The organism is Limosilactobacillus reuteri subsp. porcinus (assembly GCF_036621895.1).
GTDB lineage: Bacteria > Bacillota > Bacilli > Lactobacillales > Lactobacillaceae > Limosilactobacillus > Limosilactobacillus reuteri_J.
Map to the genome: position 1 here is coordinate 15465 of NZ_LN887475.1, position 20348 is coordinate 35812.

The following is a 20348-nucleotide window of genomic DNA, read 5'->3' on the forward strand; positions in this document are numbered from 1 at the left end:
TCTTGCTATAATAATATTCGTTGGTTGATATGCGGCCGTGGCGGAACTGGCAGACGCGTAAGATTAAGGATCTTATGGTCGATTATGACCGTGGAGGTTCAAGTCCTCTCGGCCGCACTACTTAAAAAGCACTGAGCAATATTTGCTCAGTGCTTTTTTGTTTAAAATTTCTGTTTAATAAAATTTACGTAAATTTTACCTATCCTCTTGCTATCTCAATCATGAAAGCGCTATACTTTAGATGTTGTAGATAGTAACGAGGAGGGATTTATTCATGGATGCAGATATCAAATGGCTTGATGAACCGGAAACATTCCGTGTTAATCAATTACCTGCACATAGTGACCATTATTATTACGGTAACTATGATGAATGGCGGCATAATAATAGTCGTTTTGCGCAAAACTTGGATGGTCAATGGCAATTTAACTTTGCTGAAAACCCGCGTGAACGCGAAGAAGACTTTTATAAGACAGATTATGATAGCAGTAGTTTTGGAACAATCGAAGTGCCTAGTGAGATTGAACTAAATAATTACGCCCAAAATAATTACATTAACACTTTGATTCCGTGGGAAGGTAAGATTTACCGTCGTCCTGCATATGCCCTTAGTCCTGATGATGCGCAAGAGGGATCATTTAGTGATGGGGATGATAATACTGTTGGCGAATACTTAAAACGTTTTGACCTTGAACCTTCTTTACGGGGAAAGCAGATCCGCATTCGTTTTGATGGTGTTGAGCGGGCCATGTATGTTTGGCTTAATGGTCACTTTATTGGTTACGCTGAAGACAGTTTTACCCCCTCTGAATTTGACCTGACTCCTTACATTCAAGATGAAGGTAATGTTTTAGCTGTGGAAGTTTTCAAGCATAGTACCGCCTCGTGGATTGAGGATCAAGATATGTTCCGTTTTTCTGGAATTTTCCGGAGTGTAAACTTATTAGCCCAACCACTTGTTCATGTTGAAGACCTTAATATTCGGCCAATTGTTACTGATAATTATCAGGACGGTATTTTTAATGTTGACCTTCAACTTCACGGTGAAAAGACTGGGAACGTTAATGTACGGGTTATCGACAATGATGGTAATACGCTCGTCAATGAAACACACCCTGTTGACTCCACGGTAAAAGTTCAGGATCAATTTTTAGAAAATATTCACTTATGGGATAACCATGATCCTTACCTCTATCAATTGTTGATTGAAATTCGTGATGACGAAGGTAATTTGGTCGAACTCGTTCCATACCGTTTTGGTTTTCGCCGAATTGAAATTAATAAAGACCATGTTGTCCTATTGAATGGTCAACGGTTAATTATCAATGGTGTTAACCGTCACGAATGGGATGCTAGACGTGGGCGTGCGATCACGATGGATGATATGACGAGTGATATTCACACCTTTAAGGAAAATAATATTAATGCCGTCCGGACGTGTCACTATCCAGACCAGATTCCGTGGTATTACCTTTGTGATGATAACGGAATTTACATGATGGCCGAAAATAATCTGGAATCCCATGCTACCTGGCAGAAGATGGGAGCAATTGAACCATCATATAACGTCCCTGGTTCAGTTCCTCAATGGCGTGACGTAGTAGTAGATCGGGCACGGACTAACTATGAAACATTTAAGAACCACCCGTCGATTTTATTCTGGTCTTTAGGTAATGAATCATATGCTGGCGATAATATTGTCAAAATGAATGAATTCTATAAGAAGCATGATGACAGTCGGCTTGTTCACTATGAAGGAGTTTGTCATACTCCTGAATACCGTGATCGGATCTCAGACGTTGAAAGCTGGATGTACTTACCACCTAAAGAAGTTGAGGAATACTTGAAGAACAATCCAGACAAGCCATTTATGGAATGTGAGTACATGCATGATATGGGGAACTCTGATGGTGGAATGGGTTCATACATTTCTTTACTTGATAAATACCCACAATACTTTGGCGGCTTCATTTGGGACTTTATTGATCAAGCCCTCCTTGTTAAGGATCCGGTAAGTGGGCAAGAAGTGATGCGCTATGGTGGTGATTTCGATGATCGTCACTCAGATTACGAATTCTCGGGAGATGGCTTGATGTTTGCTGATCGGACACCGAAGCCAGCAATGCAGGAGGTAAGATACTACTATGGCTTACACAAATAAATTACGCGTGATATATGGTGATGCGACATTAGGACTTAGTGGTGACGGCTTTCATTATATTTTTAGCTATGAGCGTGGTGGACTAGAATCGCTTAAGCTAAACGGTAAAGAATGGCTATATCGTGAACCAATGCCGACGTTTTGGCGGGCAACCACTGACAATGACCGAGGAAGCGGCTTTAATATTCGGTCTGCTCAGTGGTTAGCAGCGGACACTTTTCATAAGTGTGTTGGGATTGACCTGACAGTTGATAATCAACACTTTGCTGAATTACCTATTGCGCCGATAACCAATGAATTTAGTGATCCGGTATCTGCTGAAAACGTCAAAATTAAGTATACTTTTGAGACGCTAACAGTTCCGGCCACGCAAGTCACTGTAACTTATGAGGTTAACAGACAAGGTGAGATTAAAGTGACAATGTACTATTACGGCCATGAAGACTTACCTGGTCTACCAGTAGTAGGAATGCGTTTTATCATGCCAACAGTTGCTACCGGCTTTGACTATCAAGGATTATCTGGTGAAACTTACCCCGACCGGATGGCAGGAGCGACTGAGGGTACCTTCCATGTTGACGGCTTACCAGTTACTAAGTATCTAGTCCCTCAGGAAAATGGAATGCATATGGATACTCATGCATTAACAATTACCCGCGATTCCACCCAAAATAATGCTGATCATTCTCGGGAACCATTTAGCTTAACTATTAAGCAAGACGAGCAACCATTTGCCTTCAGTTGTTTACCATATACAGCGGAGGAATTAGAAAGTGCAACACACATCGAAGAGCTCCCACTCGCACGACGAACTGTTCTCGTTGTTGCGGGGGCCGTTCGAGGTGTTGGGGGAATTGATAGCTGGGGTGCAGATGTTGAAGAACAGTATCATATTCCTGCCGACCGTGATGTTGAGCTTTCGTTTGTAGTGAATGCAAAATAAGAGGTTGGATTATAGTCTATGCCGCTATGTTCATAAAAAATTAAAACAAAGCCTCTAACGTTCGGCTTTACCGAGCGATAGAGGCTTTGTTGTTTTAATCAATTTGTCCAGCTACAATTCCTTGGAAGTATTTCTTAATATGAGTACAGAAATAATAAAGACCATAAATTGCAAGAATGCTAAGACCAACTAACGAGATCACTAATAAAGCGGTGAACCATTTTGCTTGCTTAAAGTAGAGGGTAACAGTATTTTTCCCTTTACGTTGCTGAATGTAGGGAGCACCAACCGAGGATCGCTGATAGTGGCGAAGTAGGTGACCATTAACCGTTAGTTGTGATTCGTGATACGTAATAATTGGTAACCGAACTTTTCCCGCTTTTCCTGCTTCCCATGATAATTGCAATCCTCCATGCGGCAAGACAGTATGAGTATATTTATGGGCTTCATTAATGATTTGTCCTTCGTAAGCGTAAGAACGAACATATTTTTGATTCATGTACTTCTTAGGAATTGGCAAATAGTCAGGACTTCTCTTCTCGACCATCGTTAACAATTGGCCAGGGTAAAGATCGTGGACGGAATGTCGCAGGGCGGTTTTATTTTCACTTACGCGGGTAATCGCGCTAAAGCTATTAAGGACAATTTCCGAGTCATAGCGGGCTGCACGTTTATAAACATCAATTGTCGTAGGAGTAAAGACCAGAAAAACCATTAACAAGAGGATACCAGTGATTAATTGATTTCGTAAGTCAATCTCTTGCGCTTTTTTATCAAGGGTTGTAGCGCTGATCCCAACTCCTGCGAGTAAGAGGGGAAAGGCAATGATTGTCAACCGGTTAGGGAACTGCAAAGTGTGTCCAAGTGCGGGAATCACATCTTGAAAAAAGGACCAAGGAGTAAGGGAAGAACTAAGCAGGAGGACCAAAGAACCAAGTAACGTCAGGACTGTATTAGTAAGCGATTTTTTGAAGGTGAATAATACGTAAATGAGTTGAAGGATAAAGAGAATCCACATTGCGTAGATTAGATAATCGCGTGTACTGCTAAACATTGAAGGTAATAGCACATTATCTGCGAGACTGAAATCGGCAGGATTGGCAATATTATTATGGAGGTTAAGCATTAATAAGGCTCCCCAGACATTGGCTGTTAAAATAACCGTTCCGCCGACTGCCTTTAGCGTTTCGATCCACATTTGCTTACGATTAGTCGTTATAATTAGCCCAATAATAAAGAATGGTGTTAGGGTAATCACGAAAAATAAAGAACTTAGCATGTGGATCTGAATGATGATCGTCATCAGGGTCATCAATTGTAGCCAGTTAACTGGTCGTTGGTGATCCTGAATCATGCGTACGCCGCAAATTACCATATAAGGAGCCAGAGCAGCTCCCCATGCATTCATATTCTGTGCTAATTCCCATCGTGGAAGCCACCCAATGTTCATATAGATTAGGGAACAGATAATTGCAAATGTCCGTTTACTATGAACACGGATGCCAAGTCGATACATACCGATTCCACCTAATAGATAGACGATAAAGGTAGTAACAATCTGATATTGATACCAGGTTCCTACTATTCCAAGAATGGCCCCATTTAAATATGCAAAGAGGGGGCCATAGACGGCATTGATGATGCGGCCGCTTTGTTGAAAACCATAATTACTTTGAAAATAACTAAAATTGAACTGTTGAATTTGCTTAGCGGCATCATAAAAACGGTTAAAGTGAAAAATGGAGTCCGTTCCTAGAATAACTCCGTGTGATACAAGTTGGGGGAACATGATTAAATAGGCCATTGCAGCGATGGCACAGTATGGGAGCCCCCAATTAATTAGATTAGCAATTTTAGATTTCATAAAATTGAGAATTAAACTAAACCAGTTTAATTTTTCCTTTCCTCAAATACTTACCTTAATAATTATACGGCAGAAAAGTTGGCTGTAAAATAACCTTCTGCAGCTAGTTTAATTGTTAAGCACTAGTAAAATGCGCTATTATAAGATAGTGGCAAAGGGGAGTGAAAAAATGGCAGAATTAGTAATTGTACGTCATGGGCAAAGTCAAGCTAATCGTGATAATATTTTTACTGGCTGGACTGATGTTCCGTTGACTCCTAAAGGAATTGAACAGGGTGAATTAGTCGGCAAGGAATTGCTAAGACTGGGTATCCAATTTAGTGATGCATATACGTCTTACATGGAACGGGCAATCATGACGACTAATATTATCCTAGAAGAAATTAATCAGTTATATATTCCTGTCCATAAAACGTGGCGACTAAACGAACGTCATTATGGGGCATTGAGTGGTCGGAACAAAGATGAAGTGAAGAAAGAGATTGGTGCAGAACAGCTTCATAAATGGCGGCGTGGTTTTAAAGATTTACCACCACAATTAAAAGAGCGTCAGCATGATCGCCGCTATGATCGCTTAGGAGTTAAGATTCCGCTTAGTGAGAGTTTAGAAATGACGCTCCAACGACTCCTTCCATATTGGCAAGACCATATTGCGCCTCGTTTGATTGATGGACATAATCAGTTAATTGTTGCCCATGGTAGTTCTTTGCGGGCCCTAATTAAATATTTAGATGGTATTTCAGATGACGATATTGATAAAGTAGAAGTTCCAAATGGCAAACCAATTTTATATCGCTTTGATGATCATCTTAATGTCATTAAAAAGACTTTTATAACAATGGATGGTGAAATTGATGACAATACACGAATTAGCAAATAACCCAACATTAAGCGATCAAGTACGCTTGATTGAAAATATTGTTTATGGTGCAATGGATGGGGAGGCATTACATATGTCGATCTTAGCACCGTGGACGCAACGTTTCCCGAAACAATATCAAACTGAACCGCGACCATTGATTGTTTTTGTTCAAGGAAGCTCGTGGCGAACGCCAAAAATGGGAGAAGAAATTCCACAACTGGTTCAATTTGTTCGGGCCGGTTATATTGTAGCGACTGTTCAACACCGTAGTTCAATTGATGGCCACCCATTTCCTGCCTTTTTGCAAGATGTTAAGACTGCCATTCGTTTCTTACGGGCCAATGCGCAAAAATATGCAATTGAACCGCGACAGGTTGCAATTTGGGGAACTTCCTCTGGGGCCAATGCGGCAATGCTAGTCGGCTTAACGGGTGATGATCCGCGCTACAAAGTTGACCTTTATCAAGATGAATCGGATGCAGTAGACGCTGTGGTTAGCTGTTTTGCTCCAATGGACGTGGAGAAGACATTTGAGTATGATGCTAACGTTCCGGGAAATAAGCTACTGCAATATTGCTTATTAGGGTCTGATGTATCAAAGTGGCCAGAAATTGAAAAACAAATGAGTCCCTTATATCAAGTCAAAGATGGACAAAACTATCCACCATTCTTATTGTTCCATGGCGATGCTGACAAGGTTGTTCCCTATGAACAGATGGAAAAAATGTATATGCGGTTGAAGGATAATGGAAATTCTGTTGAAGCGTACCGGGTTAAGGGTGCGAACCATGAACGAGATTTCTGGAGTCCAACAATTTATAATATTGTGCAGAAGTTTCTTGACGATCAATTTAAATAAATTTTAGGAATTGTATTGACAACTTATTTTTTATAAGTTATGATTTTGACATACTAAGTTAGGAGGAACACGTCATGTTTAACAAACAATTAATTAACGCTACTGTTTGTTGTTGTGGATCGCGTCTTATGCGACCCACAGTTTGGCGTGCTTACTTTTAGTTGAGTAACTGCTAACGTAATCGGGAATAAATGCATAAGGCGCAAATTCAAGTGAGAAGTTCTTGAGTTTGTGCCTTTTTGTATTCTAAAGGAGATAGATATTATGAAATTCAATACACAATTAATTCATGGCGGTAATAGTGAGGATCCAACCACTGGTGCTGTCTCAACACCGATTTACCGTTCATCAACATTCCATCAACACGTTCTTGGCGGTGAACCTAAATGGGAATATTCTCGAACAGGAAATCCAACACGTGCATCTCTTGAAAAATTAATTGCAGAACTTGAACATGGAACAGCCGGCTTTGCATTTGCTTCTGGATCTGCTGCTATTCATGCTACTTTTTCTTTATTCTCTCAAGGTGATCATTTTGTAGTTGGTAGCGATGTATATGGGGGAACATTCCGGTTAATCAATAAGGTATTAAAGCGCTTTGGCCTTGAATTTACTGTTGTTGACATGCAAGACCTTGAAGCAGTCGAAAATGCAATTCAAGATAATACCGTTGCAGTTTATTTTGAAACACCAACTAATCCGCTCTTGCAAATCGCTGATATTAAAGCAATTGCTGATATCGCAAAAAAGCATGGAATAAAGACAATTGTTGATAATACCTTTGCTACCCCTTATAACCAACAACCATTAACTCTCGGGGCAGATATTGTTGTTCACTCCGCAACCAAGTATTTAGGCGGTCATAGTGATGTCGTTGCCGGATTAGCAGTTACTAACGATGATGAGATTGGTGAACAATTAGCATTCCTGCAAAACTCAATCGGTAGTACACTTGGCCCTGACGATAGTTGGCTATTACAACGGGGGATGAAAACTCTCGGTGCGCGGATGCGCGTTCACCAAGAAAATGCGAATGAAGTTATTAACTTCCTCCAAAATGATGACCACATTGGAAAAATTTATTATCCAGGCTTAAAAGATTTCCCTGGTCATGAGGTTGCAGCTACGCAAATGCGTAACTTTGGAGCAATGATCTCCTTTGAACTTAAGGATGGTTTAGATGCGAAGAAGTTTGTTGAAAGTCTACAATTGATTGATCTTGCCGAAAGCTTAGGGGGAATTGAAAGTTTGATTGAAGTTCCAGCTGTCATGACCCATGGATCTATTCCCCGGGAAATAAGATTAGAGAACGGAATTAAAGATGAGTTGATTCGTCTTTCAGTGGGAATTGAGGACCCTGAAGATATTATTGCTGACTTGCAACAAGCACTTAAAAAATTAGATTAATTATAGAAGAAGGGAAACTGTGACTTATGTGGGAAATTATCAAGACATCTTTACCACAACTCTTAGCGGCGGGATTTAAATATACGATTCCGTTAGCGATTATTTCATTTTTCTTTGGACTGATTATTGCACTAGTAACAGCTTTAATTCGTCTTTCTCGTCAACGTGGTGCATTCATGATTCTTAAATGGATTGCTAGTTTTTATGTCTGGCTTTTTCGGTCAACACCGCTGCTGGTTCAATTATTTATTGTATTCTTTGGACTGCCATATCTGAGAATTAAGGGAGTCCTACCACATGGAATAAAATTAGAACCATTTACAGCCGGCATTATTACATTTTCACTTAATACCGGTGCTTATGCTTCAGAAACAATTCGGGCAGCGATCAGTTCAGTTCCAACTGGGCAATGGGAAGCAGGTGCAGCAATTGGAATGACGCGGTTGCAAATCTTGTGGCGAATTATTTTACCGCAAGCTTTAAGAGTAGCTTTACCGCCTTTATCAAACAGTTTTATAAGTTTGGTAAAGGACACGTCATTAGCTGCTTCGATTACAATTATGGAAATGTTTGCCGTCAGTCAACAGATTGCGGCCGAAAACTATCAACCGTTACTTATGTATACTTTAGTAGCAATGGTCTACGCGGTCTTTACGACAATCTTATCTTATTTCCAAGGATATCTTGAGCGGGTAGTAGACCGTCAAGTAAATGCAAATAATAGGTGAGAAAAATGAAATTAACAAATATTAATAAAAGTTTTGGTAATAAAACTGTCTTGAAAAATACCACGTTAGAGTTTCCGGCAGGTAAAACAACAGTAATGGTTGGTCCATCTGGATCTGGAAAATCAACAATTCTTCGCTCGCTTAACTTACTAGTAATGCCAGAGAGCGGCCAGTACGATTTTGATGATCATCATTTGGATTTCAGTCAAAAAATAAGCAATAAAGATAAGTTGGCAATTCGTCAAGAAACAGGAATGGTTTTCCAAGACTATAATCTTTTTCCTAATAAAACTGTTCTTGGTAACATTATTGAAGGACCAACACAGGTTTTGAAACAGGCGAAAAAGGAAGCAATTGCAAATGCGCATAATTTACTTGCTAAAGTGGGCTTAGCAGATTACGGAGAAGCTTATCCGAATGAATTATCTGGCGGACAGGCACAGCGGGTAGCGATTGCCCGGGCATTAGCAATGTCACCAAAGTATATCTTACTTGATGAACCAACTTCTGCCCTTGATCCGGAATTAGAGCTTAGTGTATTGAAGGTCCTGTTGCAATTGGCTAAAGAAAAACAATCGATGGTAATTGTTACTCATAACATGGTCTTTGCGAAACATGTTGCGGATAAGATTATTTTTGTGGAAAACGGCGAAATTTTATATGATGGTACTCCAGACGAGTTTTTTGCTCCAGATAATCCAAATAAACGAATTAAGAACTTTATCGCCTCAATGACAATGGAAAATTTAAAATAAAGGAAGTTTAGAATAATGAAATTTTGGAAGAAAGCACTATTAACAATTGCAGCTTTAACAGTCGGTACCTCTGCAGGAATCACAAGTGTTTCTGCTGCTTCATCAGCTGTTAATTCAGAATTAGTTCATAAGGGAGAATTGACAATTGGTCTTGAGGGAACTTACTCCCCGTACTCTTATCGTAAAAATAACAAATTAACTGGCTTTGAAGTAGACCTTGGTAAAGCAGTTGCTAAAAAGATGGGCTTAAAAGCTAACTTTGTACCAACTAAATGGGATTCGCTAATTGCCGGTCTTGGTTCAGGCAAGTTTGACGTAGTAATGAACAACATTACACAGACACCTGAACGGGCCAAGCAATATAATTTCTCTACCCCATATATCAAGTCACGGTTTGCATTAATTGTTCCTGCTGATAGTAATATTAAGAGCTTGAAGGATATTAAAGGCAAGAAGATTATTGCTGGTACAGGAACTAATAATGCGAATGTGGTTAAAAAATATAAAGGTAGCCTTACACCCAATGGCGATTTTGCTAGTTCCTTAGATATGATCAAGCAGGGGCGGGCTGCCGGGACAGTTAACTCCCGTGAAGCTTGGTACGCTTACAGCAAGAAGAACAGTACTAAGGGTCTCAAGATGATTGATGTTTCTAGTGAACAAGATCCAGCTAAGATTTCAGCACTTTTTAACAAGAAAGATACTGCTATTCAATCTTCTTACAACAAGGCGCTTAAGGAACTTCAACAAGATGGAACAGTCAAGAAGCTATCTGAAAAGTACTTCGGTACAGATATTACTGAATAATTAAAAAAGATCTCCAACGTCTGTGTGCTACAGTGTTAGAGATCTTTTTTGAAGGAACTGTGACATAAGTTAGGTCACTTCCATAAAATACGAACAGCGCAGTACAACAATGGCCTTCAGCGTCCGGCAAAAGTCGAACACTGAAGGCCTATTGTTGCTTGCGGGGGCTCGAAAACGAAGTCACAAGTGACTTCTGTCTCGCTCCCTTTTCACAAATTAATGTTAAATTATTATGCTAAAGTTCCCATTGGATCCCAAGGCTTAAGAACGATGGGGCTCTTAGCGTAATCACGTTTAAGATCTTCGCTAAGGTACTTCTTATTAATAACGACTTGGTAACAGTATTTGTCCATCCAATCATCACTCATAACAAAGTAACCTTTATGGCCGACCTTGTTACCCCATGAGTTTTCAACTTTCCACTTGGTTGGCTTACCATCGACAAGGTCAACACCAGTGATAACCATTGCATGATCCATCATGCTTTCACCATAATCAAGTGCTTCAGCTTTAGTCATTTCAAGGTCAACGTCAAATAGTTTGTCGTAGTCATAGGTGTTAAGGGCCATAATACCAAGTTTAGTTTCTGAATATTTAATAACATCTGAACCGAACCAAACACTTTCGCCATTCTTTAATTGTTCAATCGCGAGTTGCTTGAATTCATCCATTGGTAGGTTTAAGTGCTTGATTTCGCGGCCACCAACGACATTACCAAGCATGTCGATGGTGTAAGTTTGGTGGTACTTCTTATCAGCAGTCGGTGCTTGGATAATTGAGATATAGTCATCGAGGTTCCAGCCAACATACTTCTTAAAGAATTCTTGAGGAGTAAGGTTAGTATCGCGGTGGAATTCGTTGTCCTTCTTTGTCCGATATTCGAAATCAAAGTGGCTAACCGGTTCACCAAATGTGTAAGCAAGCATCCGGTAATTCTCGTTCAACATCTTACGGCGCGTTTCGTCAATTGCTTCTTCATTTGCATGATCTTCGTTAATCATTTTCCGCAAAATAACGGCATCGTGACGAAGCTTGTTGTTTAAGACTTCATCAATTCCCCGTGAGTTAGAAGAGTTAAATGATTCGGGCATTGCGGCTTTTGGCATAACCCCATACTTGCTGATAAGGGCGCAAAGCATATCCCATTGGCCACCATCGTTTTGTGGTTCGTTCATTAACCATGAAACTTTTCGGCTGTCGGTAGGCTTTTTAGCCGTCTTAATTACGTTTTGGTAGAAGTAATTGGATTTTTCAAACTTATCCCAGAAGAACTGGTAGGCTTGGGAAAGTTCAAAATTATCAGGTAAGTTAAATTTTTGCTGCATATCATGACGCATTGTGTTTAATGCAGCAAACATCCAACAACGACCAGATTGCTTTTGATCAGCAACATCCCCCGTTTTAAGGTCAATGGAGAAATGAGGAGTATTATCAGCAATTGAATGCCAATTAAAGCTTGCATTCCGTACCCCGTTTTTTGTAACAGTATTTTCTAAGACACTGCTGTTAGGATGATGACGGTAGTTTTTATGAAAACTAGCGATATCTTCTTTATTAATTGAAAAGCTCATTTGCAATATCTCCTTTGAATAGATTGAATTAACGAGCGTGCAATACCTTTGGACCTTCTGGAGTACCAACAATTACGTCGTTAACTCGATTTAAGAATAAACCAGTTTCGACAATTCCAACCATGTGGATCAATTCGTCGGCTAAGGCCTTAGGATTATCAATTTCGCCAAGGTGAAGGTCAATGATATAGTTATTTTCATCGGTCCGGAACTTTTTATCTCCATCCATCCGCCAAGTTGGCTTGTAGCCTTTCTTTTCAAGACGGTCAAAGACATGTTGAGAACCGAATGGAATTACTTCAACAGGAAGAGGGAAAGCACCAAGTTTGTGGACGAGTTTGCTTTCGTCGACAATCCACATTACTTTATTTGAGGTATTGGCAACGATCTTTTCCCAAAGGAGGGCACCACCGCCACCTTTGATACCTTGGAAGTCATCACTGATTTCATCGGCCCCGTCAATAGTTAAATCGATGTGGTCAACGTCATCAATATCTTTAATTGTAATTCCGAGGTCGCGTGCTTGCTTAGCAGTTCGGTTTGAAGTTGTTACACCGATAATGTCTTTGATTTTACCTTCTTGGACTTGCTTACCAAGTTCATCAACCATATATTTAACAGTTGATCCAGTTCCGAGACCGACAATCATTCCAGATTTAATGTACTTAACTGATTCCTTACCTGTTTGTTCTTTTAATGCATTTTGATCCATTAATATTCCTCCTAATTAAAGCGATCTGCAACTGGCAATAGTTGCTGATATTCTGGATGTAGTTTGAATTGCGCTACCGCATATGGGCACATGAGCTTGACAGTGTATTGTTCTTTTGTTGCATAATCCACAAATTGACGCACTAGTTCAGCTGCAATTCCTTGTCCACGGTAAGTTGGTTGCACAAAAACTCGTTCAACGACAACGTGATCATTTGTATCTGGAACTTTTGGGAAACTGATCTCGCCAACTAAAGGTTCTTGATCGTCAAAAGCAATGATACGCTGACCATCAACTCGATATTGCATATAAACACATCCTTTCATAATAATTTTCGATAAACTGCTTTTAAAAGTCAAGTTATCAAAGCGATACCATTAACTTATTATCTAGCATATAATAGTATACTGAAATTATTAAGAATAAAACACTATGAGGTGAACGTAATGAAACGTGGATTTAAGATTGTTTCTAGTAAGAAAGACCAAGATATACATTTACCCCAACGCCAAACAACACGGGCGGCCGGATATGATTTTGAGGCGTCAGAAGATTTTGTTCTGCCACCAATTTGGAAAGGCAATTTCTTAAAGGCGCTTTGGCAAATTCATCAACAAAAAAAGCTGACTGATGAAGAGTTTAAGGCTGCTGATTCCTGCTTAAAGCCATACTTAGTACCCACCGGCATCAAAGCCTACATGCAACCTGATGAATTTCTCTTATTGGCTAACCGGTCAAGTGGTCCTTTTAAACGCCGCCTGATTTTACCAAATGGAATCGGCATTGTGGATGCAGACTATTATGATAATGATAGTAATGAAGGGGAAATTTTTTTCCAGCTTATTAACTATGGGTTACGAGATTATCATATAAAAAAGGGAGAACGGATCGGTCAGGGGATTTTTATGCCTTATTTAACTGCTGATAGTGAAGAACAACCAACCGCTAAACGGACTGGCGGCTTTGGTTCAACAAAGGAATAAATAAACTTAGAGAGGAATTAATGCGATGGCAAAAGTTCGAACACAATATGTTTGCCAAAACTGTGGTTACAACTCACCACGCTACTTAGGCCGGTGTCCAAACTGTGGTGAGTGGAATACTTTAGTAGAAGAACAGGTAGAAGCCAATTCTGCACCAGCAAAAAAAGCAACCACCACCTTAACCGGCTTAGTTGCCAAACCACAGAAAATTAATGAGATTGATAGTACAGAGACTCCCCGCGTAAAAACAAAATTGAACGAGTTAAATCGCGTTTTAGGTGGGGGAATCGTTCCAGGATCACTAATTCTAATTGGTGGGGATCCTGGAATCGGGAAATCTACCCTCCTTTTACAAGTTTCTGGACAATTGAGCGATGAGCATCACCGAGTTTTATATGTGTCTGGAGAAGAAAGTGGGACACAGATTAAAATGCGGGCGGAACGGTTGAAGGTTGCTGGAGATGACTTTTATGTGTATCCAGAAACGAATATGGATAGTATTCGGGATATTATTCGTGACCTCAAGCCAGAGTACGTCGTGATTGACTCCGTGCAAACGATGCAGGCAACGGATGTAAGTTCAGCGATTGGTAGTGTATCGCAAATTCGTGAAGTTACCGCCCAGTTAATGCTGATTGCTAAAAGTAATAACATTACGATTTTTGTTGTTGGTCATGTGACAAAGGGCGGTGCAATCGCTGGTCCAAAGATCTTAGAGCACATGGTTGATACGGTTTTGTATTTTGAAGGAGATCTGCACCATACATATCGTATTTTGCGATCAGTGAAAAATCGATTTGGTTCAACCAACGAGCTTGGTATTTTCGAGATGCATACAAATGGACTGACGGAAGTAAAAAATCCATCAGAAATCTTTTTAGAGGAACGATTACATGATGCAACTGGTTCAGCGGTGGTTGTTTCATTAGAAGGAACGCGACCGATTTTAGTGGAAATTCAGGCGCTGGTAACACCGACCGTTTATGGAAATGCACAGCGAACTGCTACCGGTTTGAGTCGAAACCGAGTATCATTGATAATGGCAGTATTAGAGAAACGTGCTAACCTAATGCTTCAAAATCAAGATGCTTACTTAAAAGCAGCTGGGGGCGTTAAATTAGATGAGCCAGCGATTGATTTAGCAATTGCGGTAAGCATTGCCTCTAGTTACCGGGATAAAGGTACCCAACCAACTGACGCATTTGTCGGTGAAGTAGGTTTAACTGGGGAAATTCGTCGGGTAAACCGCATTGAACAGCGGGTTGCTGAAGCAGAAAAACTTGGCTTTAAACGGATCTTTATTCCTAAAAATAATTTAAAGGGTTGGAAACCGTCAACTAATATTCAAGTAATTGGTGTCTCAACCCTGAAAGAAGCGTTATATTTAGCGTTGGGGTAAAAATAAATAATTGAAAGGATGAAGCAAATGCGGCGTAGAATGATTACTCTTATTTATATTCTAGTTGGCGCGGCAGTGGGATTTTATTATTTGCCATTATTATGGGGGATTTTGAACATCGCCCTTAACCCGGCATTATTAGTATTTATCGACATTATTATTGGTGCACTTATTTTCTGGCTATTATCACTCCCATTGGCTAGCGGCACTGAAAAGTTGATCCAGCGAATCGAAAAAGAACTAACCAAGCGTAGTCCCGTATACCTTTTCTTTGGGACCTTATTAACGATTATTGGCTTAGTTTTAGCAATTCTTATTTCGATTCCATTGTGGAGAACGAGGATTCCGGTAATTAATAATATTTTGCCGATCCTCTTGATGATTGTCTTTAGTTATTTTGGTTTTCGAATTGGTACGACGCGGTTAGATGATTGGCGCAAAGCATTTACCCATGCCAAAAGTAGTAAAAACGATGGTGGGAATGTAATTGAACGCCAGGATGATAATTACCATCATTATAAAATCTTAGATACGAATATTTTGATTGATGGGCGTATTTATGATTTAGTCAAAACAGGTTTTTTAGAAGGGACATTACTGGTTCCTAACTTTGTTTTATATGAATTGCAATATATCGCTGATTCTGGCGAAAGTATTAAGCGTGTTCGTGGACGCCGTGGCCTTGATATTTTAAATAAGTTACGGAATGAGAAAATTGTCCCAATCGAAATGTATGATGGGGACTTTGAAGATATTCCAGAGGTTGATAGTAAATTAATTGCCCTCGCTAAAAAAGTCGATGGGGTAATTGTGACAAATGATTATAACCTTAATAAGGTAATTCAATTCCAAAATGTTCAAGTACTGAATATTAATAACTTGGCGAAATCATTGCGGCCACGAGTTATCCCGGGCGAAACGATGACGGTTGTTGTTGTGAAAAAAGGGACTGAACGACAACAAGGTGTTGCTTACCTTGATGATGGAACGATGGTGGTTGTTGAAGATGGTCGTTACTTCATGGATAAACAAATTGAAGTTGAAGTAACCAGTGCGCTTCAGACAGACGCTGGTCGAATGATCTTTGCCCGTCCGCTCCATTCACAACGAGGAATTGACGAGCATACAGACCATAAAGAAAATCGGAATAATAAAGACAAGAAAAAATAATAAAGAATGGCTGCGAAGAGAGTTTTCTTACTTCCAGCTATTTTTTTAAACAAAAAAAGAAGCAGCTCGGGAAAAAGCTGCTTCTTAGGGAGTATTACGATAATCTTGGGGGAGATTTCGTAAAAAAGAAAATATTTTTTTCGGTTACTATTGGGAGGAGTAATTGAAAAATAATAGGTTTCATTGATGTAGTAAAGTTCATCTTTACTACGCTATATATAATAACAGTAGAATGTGAAGAAAGTATGACCAAATGGTAAATAATTTTTTGGATACAAATTAATATCATCAGAAATGCTATTCTAATACGGAATGTGGTAAGATTAACTGTACAAATTAATTCTTTATTAATGATTTTTAAGGAGCGGATAGACATGCTAACAATTTACAATACGTTAACAAGAAAAAAAGAAGAATTTAAGCCATTGCATCCAGGCGTTGTTAACATGTATGTCTGTGGTCCGACGGTTTATAATTACATTCATATTGGAAATGCGCGCAGTGCGATCGCCTTTGATACAGTCCGGCGTTATCTTGAATTTAAGGGATATAAAGTAAATTACGTTTCAAACTTTACGGACGTTGACGATAAGATGATTAAGGCGGCGGCCGAGCAAGGGATTACCGTTCCACAATTAGCGGAGAAGTATATCAATGCTTTTATGGAAGATACCGCAGCGATTAATATTGAACCAGCTACTCTTCATCCCCGGGCAACAGAAAACATTACGGAGATCATTAAATTCGTGCAAGGATTAATAGAGGAAGGATATGCTTACCCTAAAGATGGGGATGTTTATTATCGGGCACGAAAGTTTAACCACTATGGCCAGCTTTCTGGGCAATCACTTGATGACCTTGAAGTTGGGGCAAGTGAACATGTTAGTGCGGATGAGGTTAATAAGAAGGAAGACCCGCTTGATTTTGCTTTATGGAAAGCAGCTAAGCCCGGCGAAATTAGTTGGGATTCACCATGGGGAAAAGGGCGTCCAGGATGGCATATCGAATGTTCAGTGATGTCTACTAAGTACTTGGGAAAGACAATTGATATTCATGCGGGGGGACAAGACCTTGAATTCCCTCACCATGAAAATGAGATTGCCCAAAGTGAAGCAGAAACGGGCCAAAAATTTGTTCGTTACTGGATGCACAATGGTTTTGTAACAATTGGAAAAGATAACGAGAAGATGAGTAAGTCTCTCCATAATTTCATTACTGTTCATGAAATTATCAAGGAAGTAGATCCTCAGGTTTTACGTTTCTTTATGGCGACTACTCAATACCGGCGTCCAATTCAATATAGTCAGGCAAACTTAACTGATGCGCAAAATAATCTTAATCATATTCAAACAGCCTTTGATAACTTGACTTATCGTGAACAAGATGCCGATGAGGGAGATGTTCAAGAAGTCACTGATCGGCTTGAGCAATTCCATCACCAATTTATTATAGCAATGGATGATGACATCAATGTTCAAAACGGGATTGCTACAGTCTACGAATTAGTTAAATATGCAAATGTTTATGCTCAACAAGACAGTGTTAGCTTAGGTGCTCTTCACGCAATCAAAAAAGAACTTGTTGAATTGATGAGTATTTTTGGCGTTAAGCTTGAAGCAAGTGACAATCAAATTAATGATGAAAAGATTAAGCAATTGATTGAAGAACGAAATATAGCACGGAAGAATAAAGATTTTGCGCGAAGTGATGAAATTCGAGACAACCTTAAAAAACAAGGAATTATTCTTGAAGACACTCCTCAAGGAACGCGTTACAAAAAGGAATAGAAAGGATCCTTATGGTACAAGCAGACTATCGACAACTTAATGGAATTGCTTTGGCTTATTTAGGGGATGCAGCTTATGAGGTTTACATTCGTCAGCATCTTTTAACCAAGGGAATTAGCAAACCAACGAAATTGCAGCATATTGCTACCCACTATGTTTCAGCAAAAGCACAGGCGGCTCTCATTGACCTGATGAAAGAAGACGAGTTATTGTCAGATGAAGAATGGTCATATTTCAAACGTGGCCGAAATGCTAATAGTCATACCCATGCTAAAAATACATCAGTCATGACTTATCGGATTTCCACCGGATTTGAAGCGGTGATGGGTTACCTTAAACTAGCTGGGAAAGAAGAGCGGTTGGCCGAATTGGCGCAATGGTGTATTAAACAAGTAGAAGCGGGGCGAACAGCGCATGAAAAATGAGAATACAGATTTTATTATTGGTCGGCATCCGGCTGTGATGGCACTAAAATCTGACCAAGAAATTAATAAGGTTTTTATTCAGTCGGGGTTAAAGGCCGATGCTATTTTCCAGATTGTTAAACTAGCCAAGGAACGCCACTTAGTAGTGTCAAATGTTCCTAAGAATAAATTGGACTTGATGACTGACCGGCAAAATCACCAGGGGGTTGTGTTAGCTGTAGCTGCCTACCAATATGCAACTATTGATGACCTCTTTGATAACGCGGCTAAGCATGACGAAGATCCATTTTTCCTTATTCTTGATGAACTAGAGGATCCGCATAATTTAGGTTCAATCATGCGAACAGCTGATGCCGCTGGTGTTCATGGTATTATTATTCCACGCCGGCGAGCAGTAGGATTAACTTCAGTGGTTGCCAAAACATCTACGGGAGCAATTGAACATGTACCAGTTGCCCGAGTAACAAACCTGGTTCAAACTGCTAAAGAATTGCAAGAACGAGGTGTTTGGCTGTTTGGTACTGATATGAAAGGAAAAGATTACCGAACATGGGATGCGCATGGTGCCGTCGCTTTGGTTATCGGCAATGAAGGTAAAGGAATTTCATCCTTGCTAAAGAAAACCTGTGATGAAATGCTAACAATTCCAATGATTGGGCATGTTCAAAGTTTAAATGCGAGTGTGGCGGCAAGTTTATTGATCTACCAAGGCTTCAACTCTCGTCATCCTTTAAAATAATTTTGATTTTATTGCTTTTAAACCTTGATTCGTGCTAACCTAAGTACTGTGTGGAGGTGATAAGTATGTCCCAGAAAAAAGTAGCATTGGAATGTACAAAGTGCGGTGCGCGTAATTATACGATTACCGCTAACCCTCAACGACAAGAACGATTAGAATTACGTAAGTTCTGTAAACATTGCGGTGAGTATACTATTCATCGTGAAAGCAGATAGTGGAGGAAAATATGCACTTAATTCGATTTATTAAGAGTGTTAACCACGAAATGAAGCTAGTTGTATGGCCAACAGCTAAAGAGAATCGTCGTGATACGACTATTGTTGTTTCATTGACTCTGTTCTTCGTACTATTCTTTGCTCTGTTTGATTGGTTAATTCAATTAATGATGAAACTCTTTGTTTAACATTAGTAGTCAAATAGAAATTAGTTTGTTATACTAAGTCTAAGGGAACTTCGTAGCTATTACGAAGTTTTTTATTTTACTGAAAAAATGATTTGAATTATGATAGGAGGATTCATCGTGGAATCACATGAAAAACGTTGGTATGTGCTCCATACCTACTCTGGTTACGAAAACCGGGTTAAGAGCAACTTGGAATCACGGGCTCAATCAATGGGAATGGAAGACTACATTTTTCGCGTAGTTGTTCCTGAAGAAGAAGTTCGCCAGGTTAAGGACGGTCAAGCAAAAGAAACAATTGAAAAGACATTTCCAGGCTATGTTTTAGTTGAAATGGTAATGACTGATCAGGCTTGGTACATTGCTCGTAATACTCCCGGCGTAACTGGTTTCTTAGGATCTCACGGTGGTGGTTCCAAGCCAACCCCATTGCTTCCTGAAGAAGTTGATCGGATTATGAAACGGATGGGAACTGAAACAACTGTTAGTGACATTGATGTTAAGGAAGGCGATACTGTAAAAGTTATTGCAGGATCCTTTGCAAATATGACTGCCAAGGTTGTAGAAGTTGATCACGAAAAGCAAAAGATTAAGGCGACCGTTGAAATGTTCGGCCGTGAAACTGCTGCTGAATTAGGCTTTGATCAGATCGATACATTTTAGTTAGTTTAATATTTTGAAAATTGTTGAAATAAGTTTAGAATTGTGGTATATTTTCTAAGTATGCTATTAACATACTGTGGGAGAGGTAAAACTTACTGCCTCATCATGACCAC

General features: G+C 39.7%; 21 protein-coding genes and 1 tRNA gene. 18 read left to right on the plus strand and 4 right to left on the minus strand.

Annotated elements, in window-relative coordinates:
- The first annotated feature begins 31 nt into the window (after positions 1–31).
- The 3 genes from AACL61_RS08555 (at position 32) to AACL61_RS08565 (ending at position 3104) form a co-directional block, all read left to right on the plus strand.
- A tRNA-Leu gene (locus tag AACL61_RS08555) sits at positions 32–117 on the plus strand.
- Between the two features lie 157 nt (positions 118–274).
- A complete protein-coding gene (locus AACL61_RS08560; protein ID WP_102816678.1) occupies positions 275–2161 on the plus strand; it encodes a glycoside hydrolase family 2 TIM barrel-domain containing protein in 1887 nt (628 codons plus the stop codon).
- Positions 2145–3104 carry a beta-galactosidase small subunit gene (locus AACL61_RS08565; RefSeq protein WP_102816679.1) on the plus strand — a complete coding sequence of 320 codons (960 nt, stop codon included), beginning with the start codon at positions 2145–2147 and terminating at the stop codon, positions 3102–3104. Before AACL61_RS08560 ends, AACL61_RS08565 begins: the two co-directional genes overlap by 17 nt.
- A gap of 94 nt (positions 3105–3198) precedes the next feature.
- Here the strand turns inward: AACL61_RS08565 and AACL61_RS08570 are convergent, their stop codons facing one another.
- Positions 3199–4968, minus strand: coding sequence for a cell division protein (locus AACL61_RS08570; RefSeq protein WP_102816680.1), 1770 nt, complete (start codon positions 4966–4968; stop codon positions 3199–3201).
- 130 nt (positions 4969–5098) lie between these two features.
- Between AACL61_RS08570 and AACL61_RS08575 the strand changes: the two genes are divergently transcribed.
- The 6 genes from AACL61_RS08575 to AACL61_RS08600 all read left to right on the plus strand — a co-directional run bounded on the left by AACL61_RS08575 (position 5099) and on the right by AACL61_RS08600 (position 10386).
- Entirely contained in the window at positions 5099–5848 is a 750-nt protein-coding gene (locus tag AACL61_RS08575; protein WP_003667318.1) for a 2,3-bisphosphoglycerate-dependent phosphoglycerate mutase, read from the plus strand.
- The gene (locus AACL61_RS08580; protein ID WP_102816681.1) at positions 5823–6689 is read left to right on the plus strand and encodes an alpha/beta hydrolase; all 867 of its coding nucleotides are present in this window, start codon (positions 5823–5825) and stop codon (positions 6687–6689) included. The genes AACL61_RS08575 and AACL61_RS08580 overlap by 26 nt, the downstream gene beginning before the upstream one ends.
- Before the next feature lie 264 nt (positions 6690–6953).
- A complete protein-coding gene (locus AACL61_RS08585; RefSeq protein ID WP_102816682.1) occupies positions 6954–8096 on the plus strand; it encodes a trans-sulfuration enzyme family protein in 1143 nt (380 codons plus the stop codon).
- A gap of 26 nt (positions 8097–8122) precedes the next feature.
- Positions 8123–8824: an amino acid ABC transporter permease gene (locus tag AACL61_RS08590; RefSeq protein WP_019252233.1), complete on the plus strand. Its 702-nt coding sequence runs from the start codon at positions 8123–8125 to the stop codon at positions 8822–8824.
- Between the two features lie 5 nt (positions 8825–8829).
- Entirely contained in the window at positions 8830–9579 is a 750-nt protein-coding gene (locus AACL61_RS08595; RefSeq protein ID WP_339111250.1) for an amino acid ABC transporter ATP-binding protein, read from the plus strand.
- A gap of 15 nt (positions 9580–9594) precedes the next feature.
- A complete protein-coding gene (locus tag AACL61_RS08600) occupies positions 9595–10386 on the plus strand; it encodes a transporter substrate-binding domain-containing protein (RefSeq protein WP_102816684.1) in 792 nt (263 codons plus the stop codon).
- Between the two features lie 230 nt (positions 10387–10616).
- Here the strand turns inward: AACL61_RS08600 and AACL61_RS08605 are convergent, their stop codons facing one another.
- From AACL61_RS08605 to AACL61_RS08615, 3 genes are read right to left on the minus strand one after another with little or no spacing between them, the layout of a single operon-like run.
- Positions 10617–11957, minus strand: a complete 1341-nt coding sequence (locus tag AACL61_RS08605) for a C1 family peptidase (RefSeq protein WP_102816685.1) — start codon at positions 11955–11957, stop codon at positions 10617–10619.
- Positions 11958–11985: 28 nt separating this feature from the next.
- Positions 11986–12669 (minus strand): ribose-5-phosphate isomerase RpiA, encoded by a 684-nt coding sequence (rpiA, locus tag AACL61_RS08610; RefSeq protein WP_102816686.1) that lies wholly within the window; start codon positions 12667–12669, stop codon positions 11986–11988.
- 11 nt (positions 12670–12680) lie between these two features.
- Positions 12681–12977 (minus strand): GNAT family N-acetyltransferase, encoded by a 297-nt coding sequence (locus AACL61_RS08615; RefSeq protein ID WP_003666282.1) that lies wholly within the window; start codon positions 12975–12977, stop codon positions 12681–12683.
- 138 nt (positions 12978–13115) lie between these two features.
- Here AACL61_RS08615 and AACL61_RS08620 point away from each other — a divergent pair, with 138 nt between their 5' ends.
- The 9 genes from AACL61_RS08620 to nusG all read left to right on the plus strand — a co-directional run bounded on the left by AACL61_RS08620 (position 13116) and on the right by nusG (position 20235).
- Positions 13116–13652: a dCTP deaminase/dUTPase family protein gene (locus tag AACL61_RS08620; RefSeq protein ID WP_102816687.1), complete on the plus strand. Its 537-nt coding sequence runs from the start codon at positions 13116–13118 to the stop codon at positions 13650–13652.
- A gap of 25 nt (positions 13653–13677) precedes the next feature.
- Positions 13678–15051 carry a DNA repair protein RadA gene (gene radA, locus AACL61_RS08625; protein WP_339111251.1) on the plus strand — a complete coding sequence of 458 codons (1374 nt, stop codon included), beginning with the start codon at positions 13678–13680 and terminating at the stop codon, positions 15049–15051.
- A gap of 18 nt (positions 15052–15069) precedes the next feature.
- On the plus strand, positions 15070–16221 hold the full coding sequence (locus AACL61_RS08630) for a PIN/TRAM domain-containing protein (protein ID WP_003675937.1): 1152 nt from the start codon (positions 15070–15072) through the stop codon (positions 16219–16221).
- Positions 16222–16595: 374 nt separating this feature from the next.
- Positions 16596–18008: a cysteine--tRNA ligase gene (cysS, locus tag AACL61_RS08635; RefSeq protein ID WP_339111252.1), complete on the plus strand. Its 1413-nt coding sequence runs from the start codon at positions 16596–16598 to the stop codon at positions 18006–18008.
- 11 nt (positions 18009–18019) lie between these two features.
- Positions 18020–18433 (plus strand): Mini-ribonuclease 3, encoded by a 414-nt coding sequence (locus AACL61_RS08640; protein ID WP_020842889.1) that lies wholly within the window; start codon positions 18020–18022, stop codon positions 18431–18433.
- Positions 18423–19172, plus strand: a complete 750-nt coding sequence (gene rlmB / locus AACL61_RS08645; RefSeq protein ID WP_339111253.1) for a 23S rRNA (guanosine(2251)-2'-O)-methyltransferase RlmB — start codon at positions 18423–18425, stop codon at positions 19170–19172. The genes AACL61_RS08640 and rlmB overlap by 11 nt, the downstream gene beginning before the upstream one ends.
- A gap of 65 nt (positions 19173–19237) precedes the next feature.
- The gene (rpmG, locus tag AACL61_RS08650) at positions 19238–19387 is read left to right on the plus strand and encodes a 50S ribosomal protein L33 (RefSeq protein ID WP_003666293.1); all 150 of its coding nucleotides are present in this window, start codon (positions 19238–19240) and stop codon (positions 19385–19387) included.
- 11 nt (positions 19388–19398) lie between these two features.
- Positions 19399–19575, plus strand: a complete 177-nt coding sequence (secE, locus tag AACL61_RS08655; protein WP_003666294.1) for a preprotein translocase subunit SecE — start codon at positions 19399–19401, stop codon at positions 19573–19575.
- 117 nt (positions 19576–19692) lie between these two features.
- A complete protein-coding gene (gene nusG, locus AACL61_RS08660; protein WP_003666296.1) occupies positions 19693–20235 on the plus strand; it encodes a transcription termination/antitermination protein NusG in 543 nt (180 codons plus the stop codon).
- Positions 20236–20348: the final 113 nt, after the last annotated feature.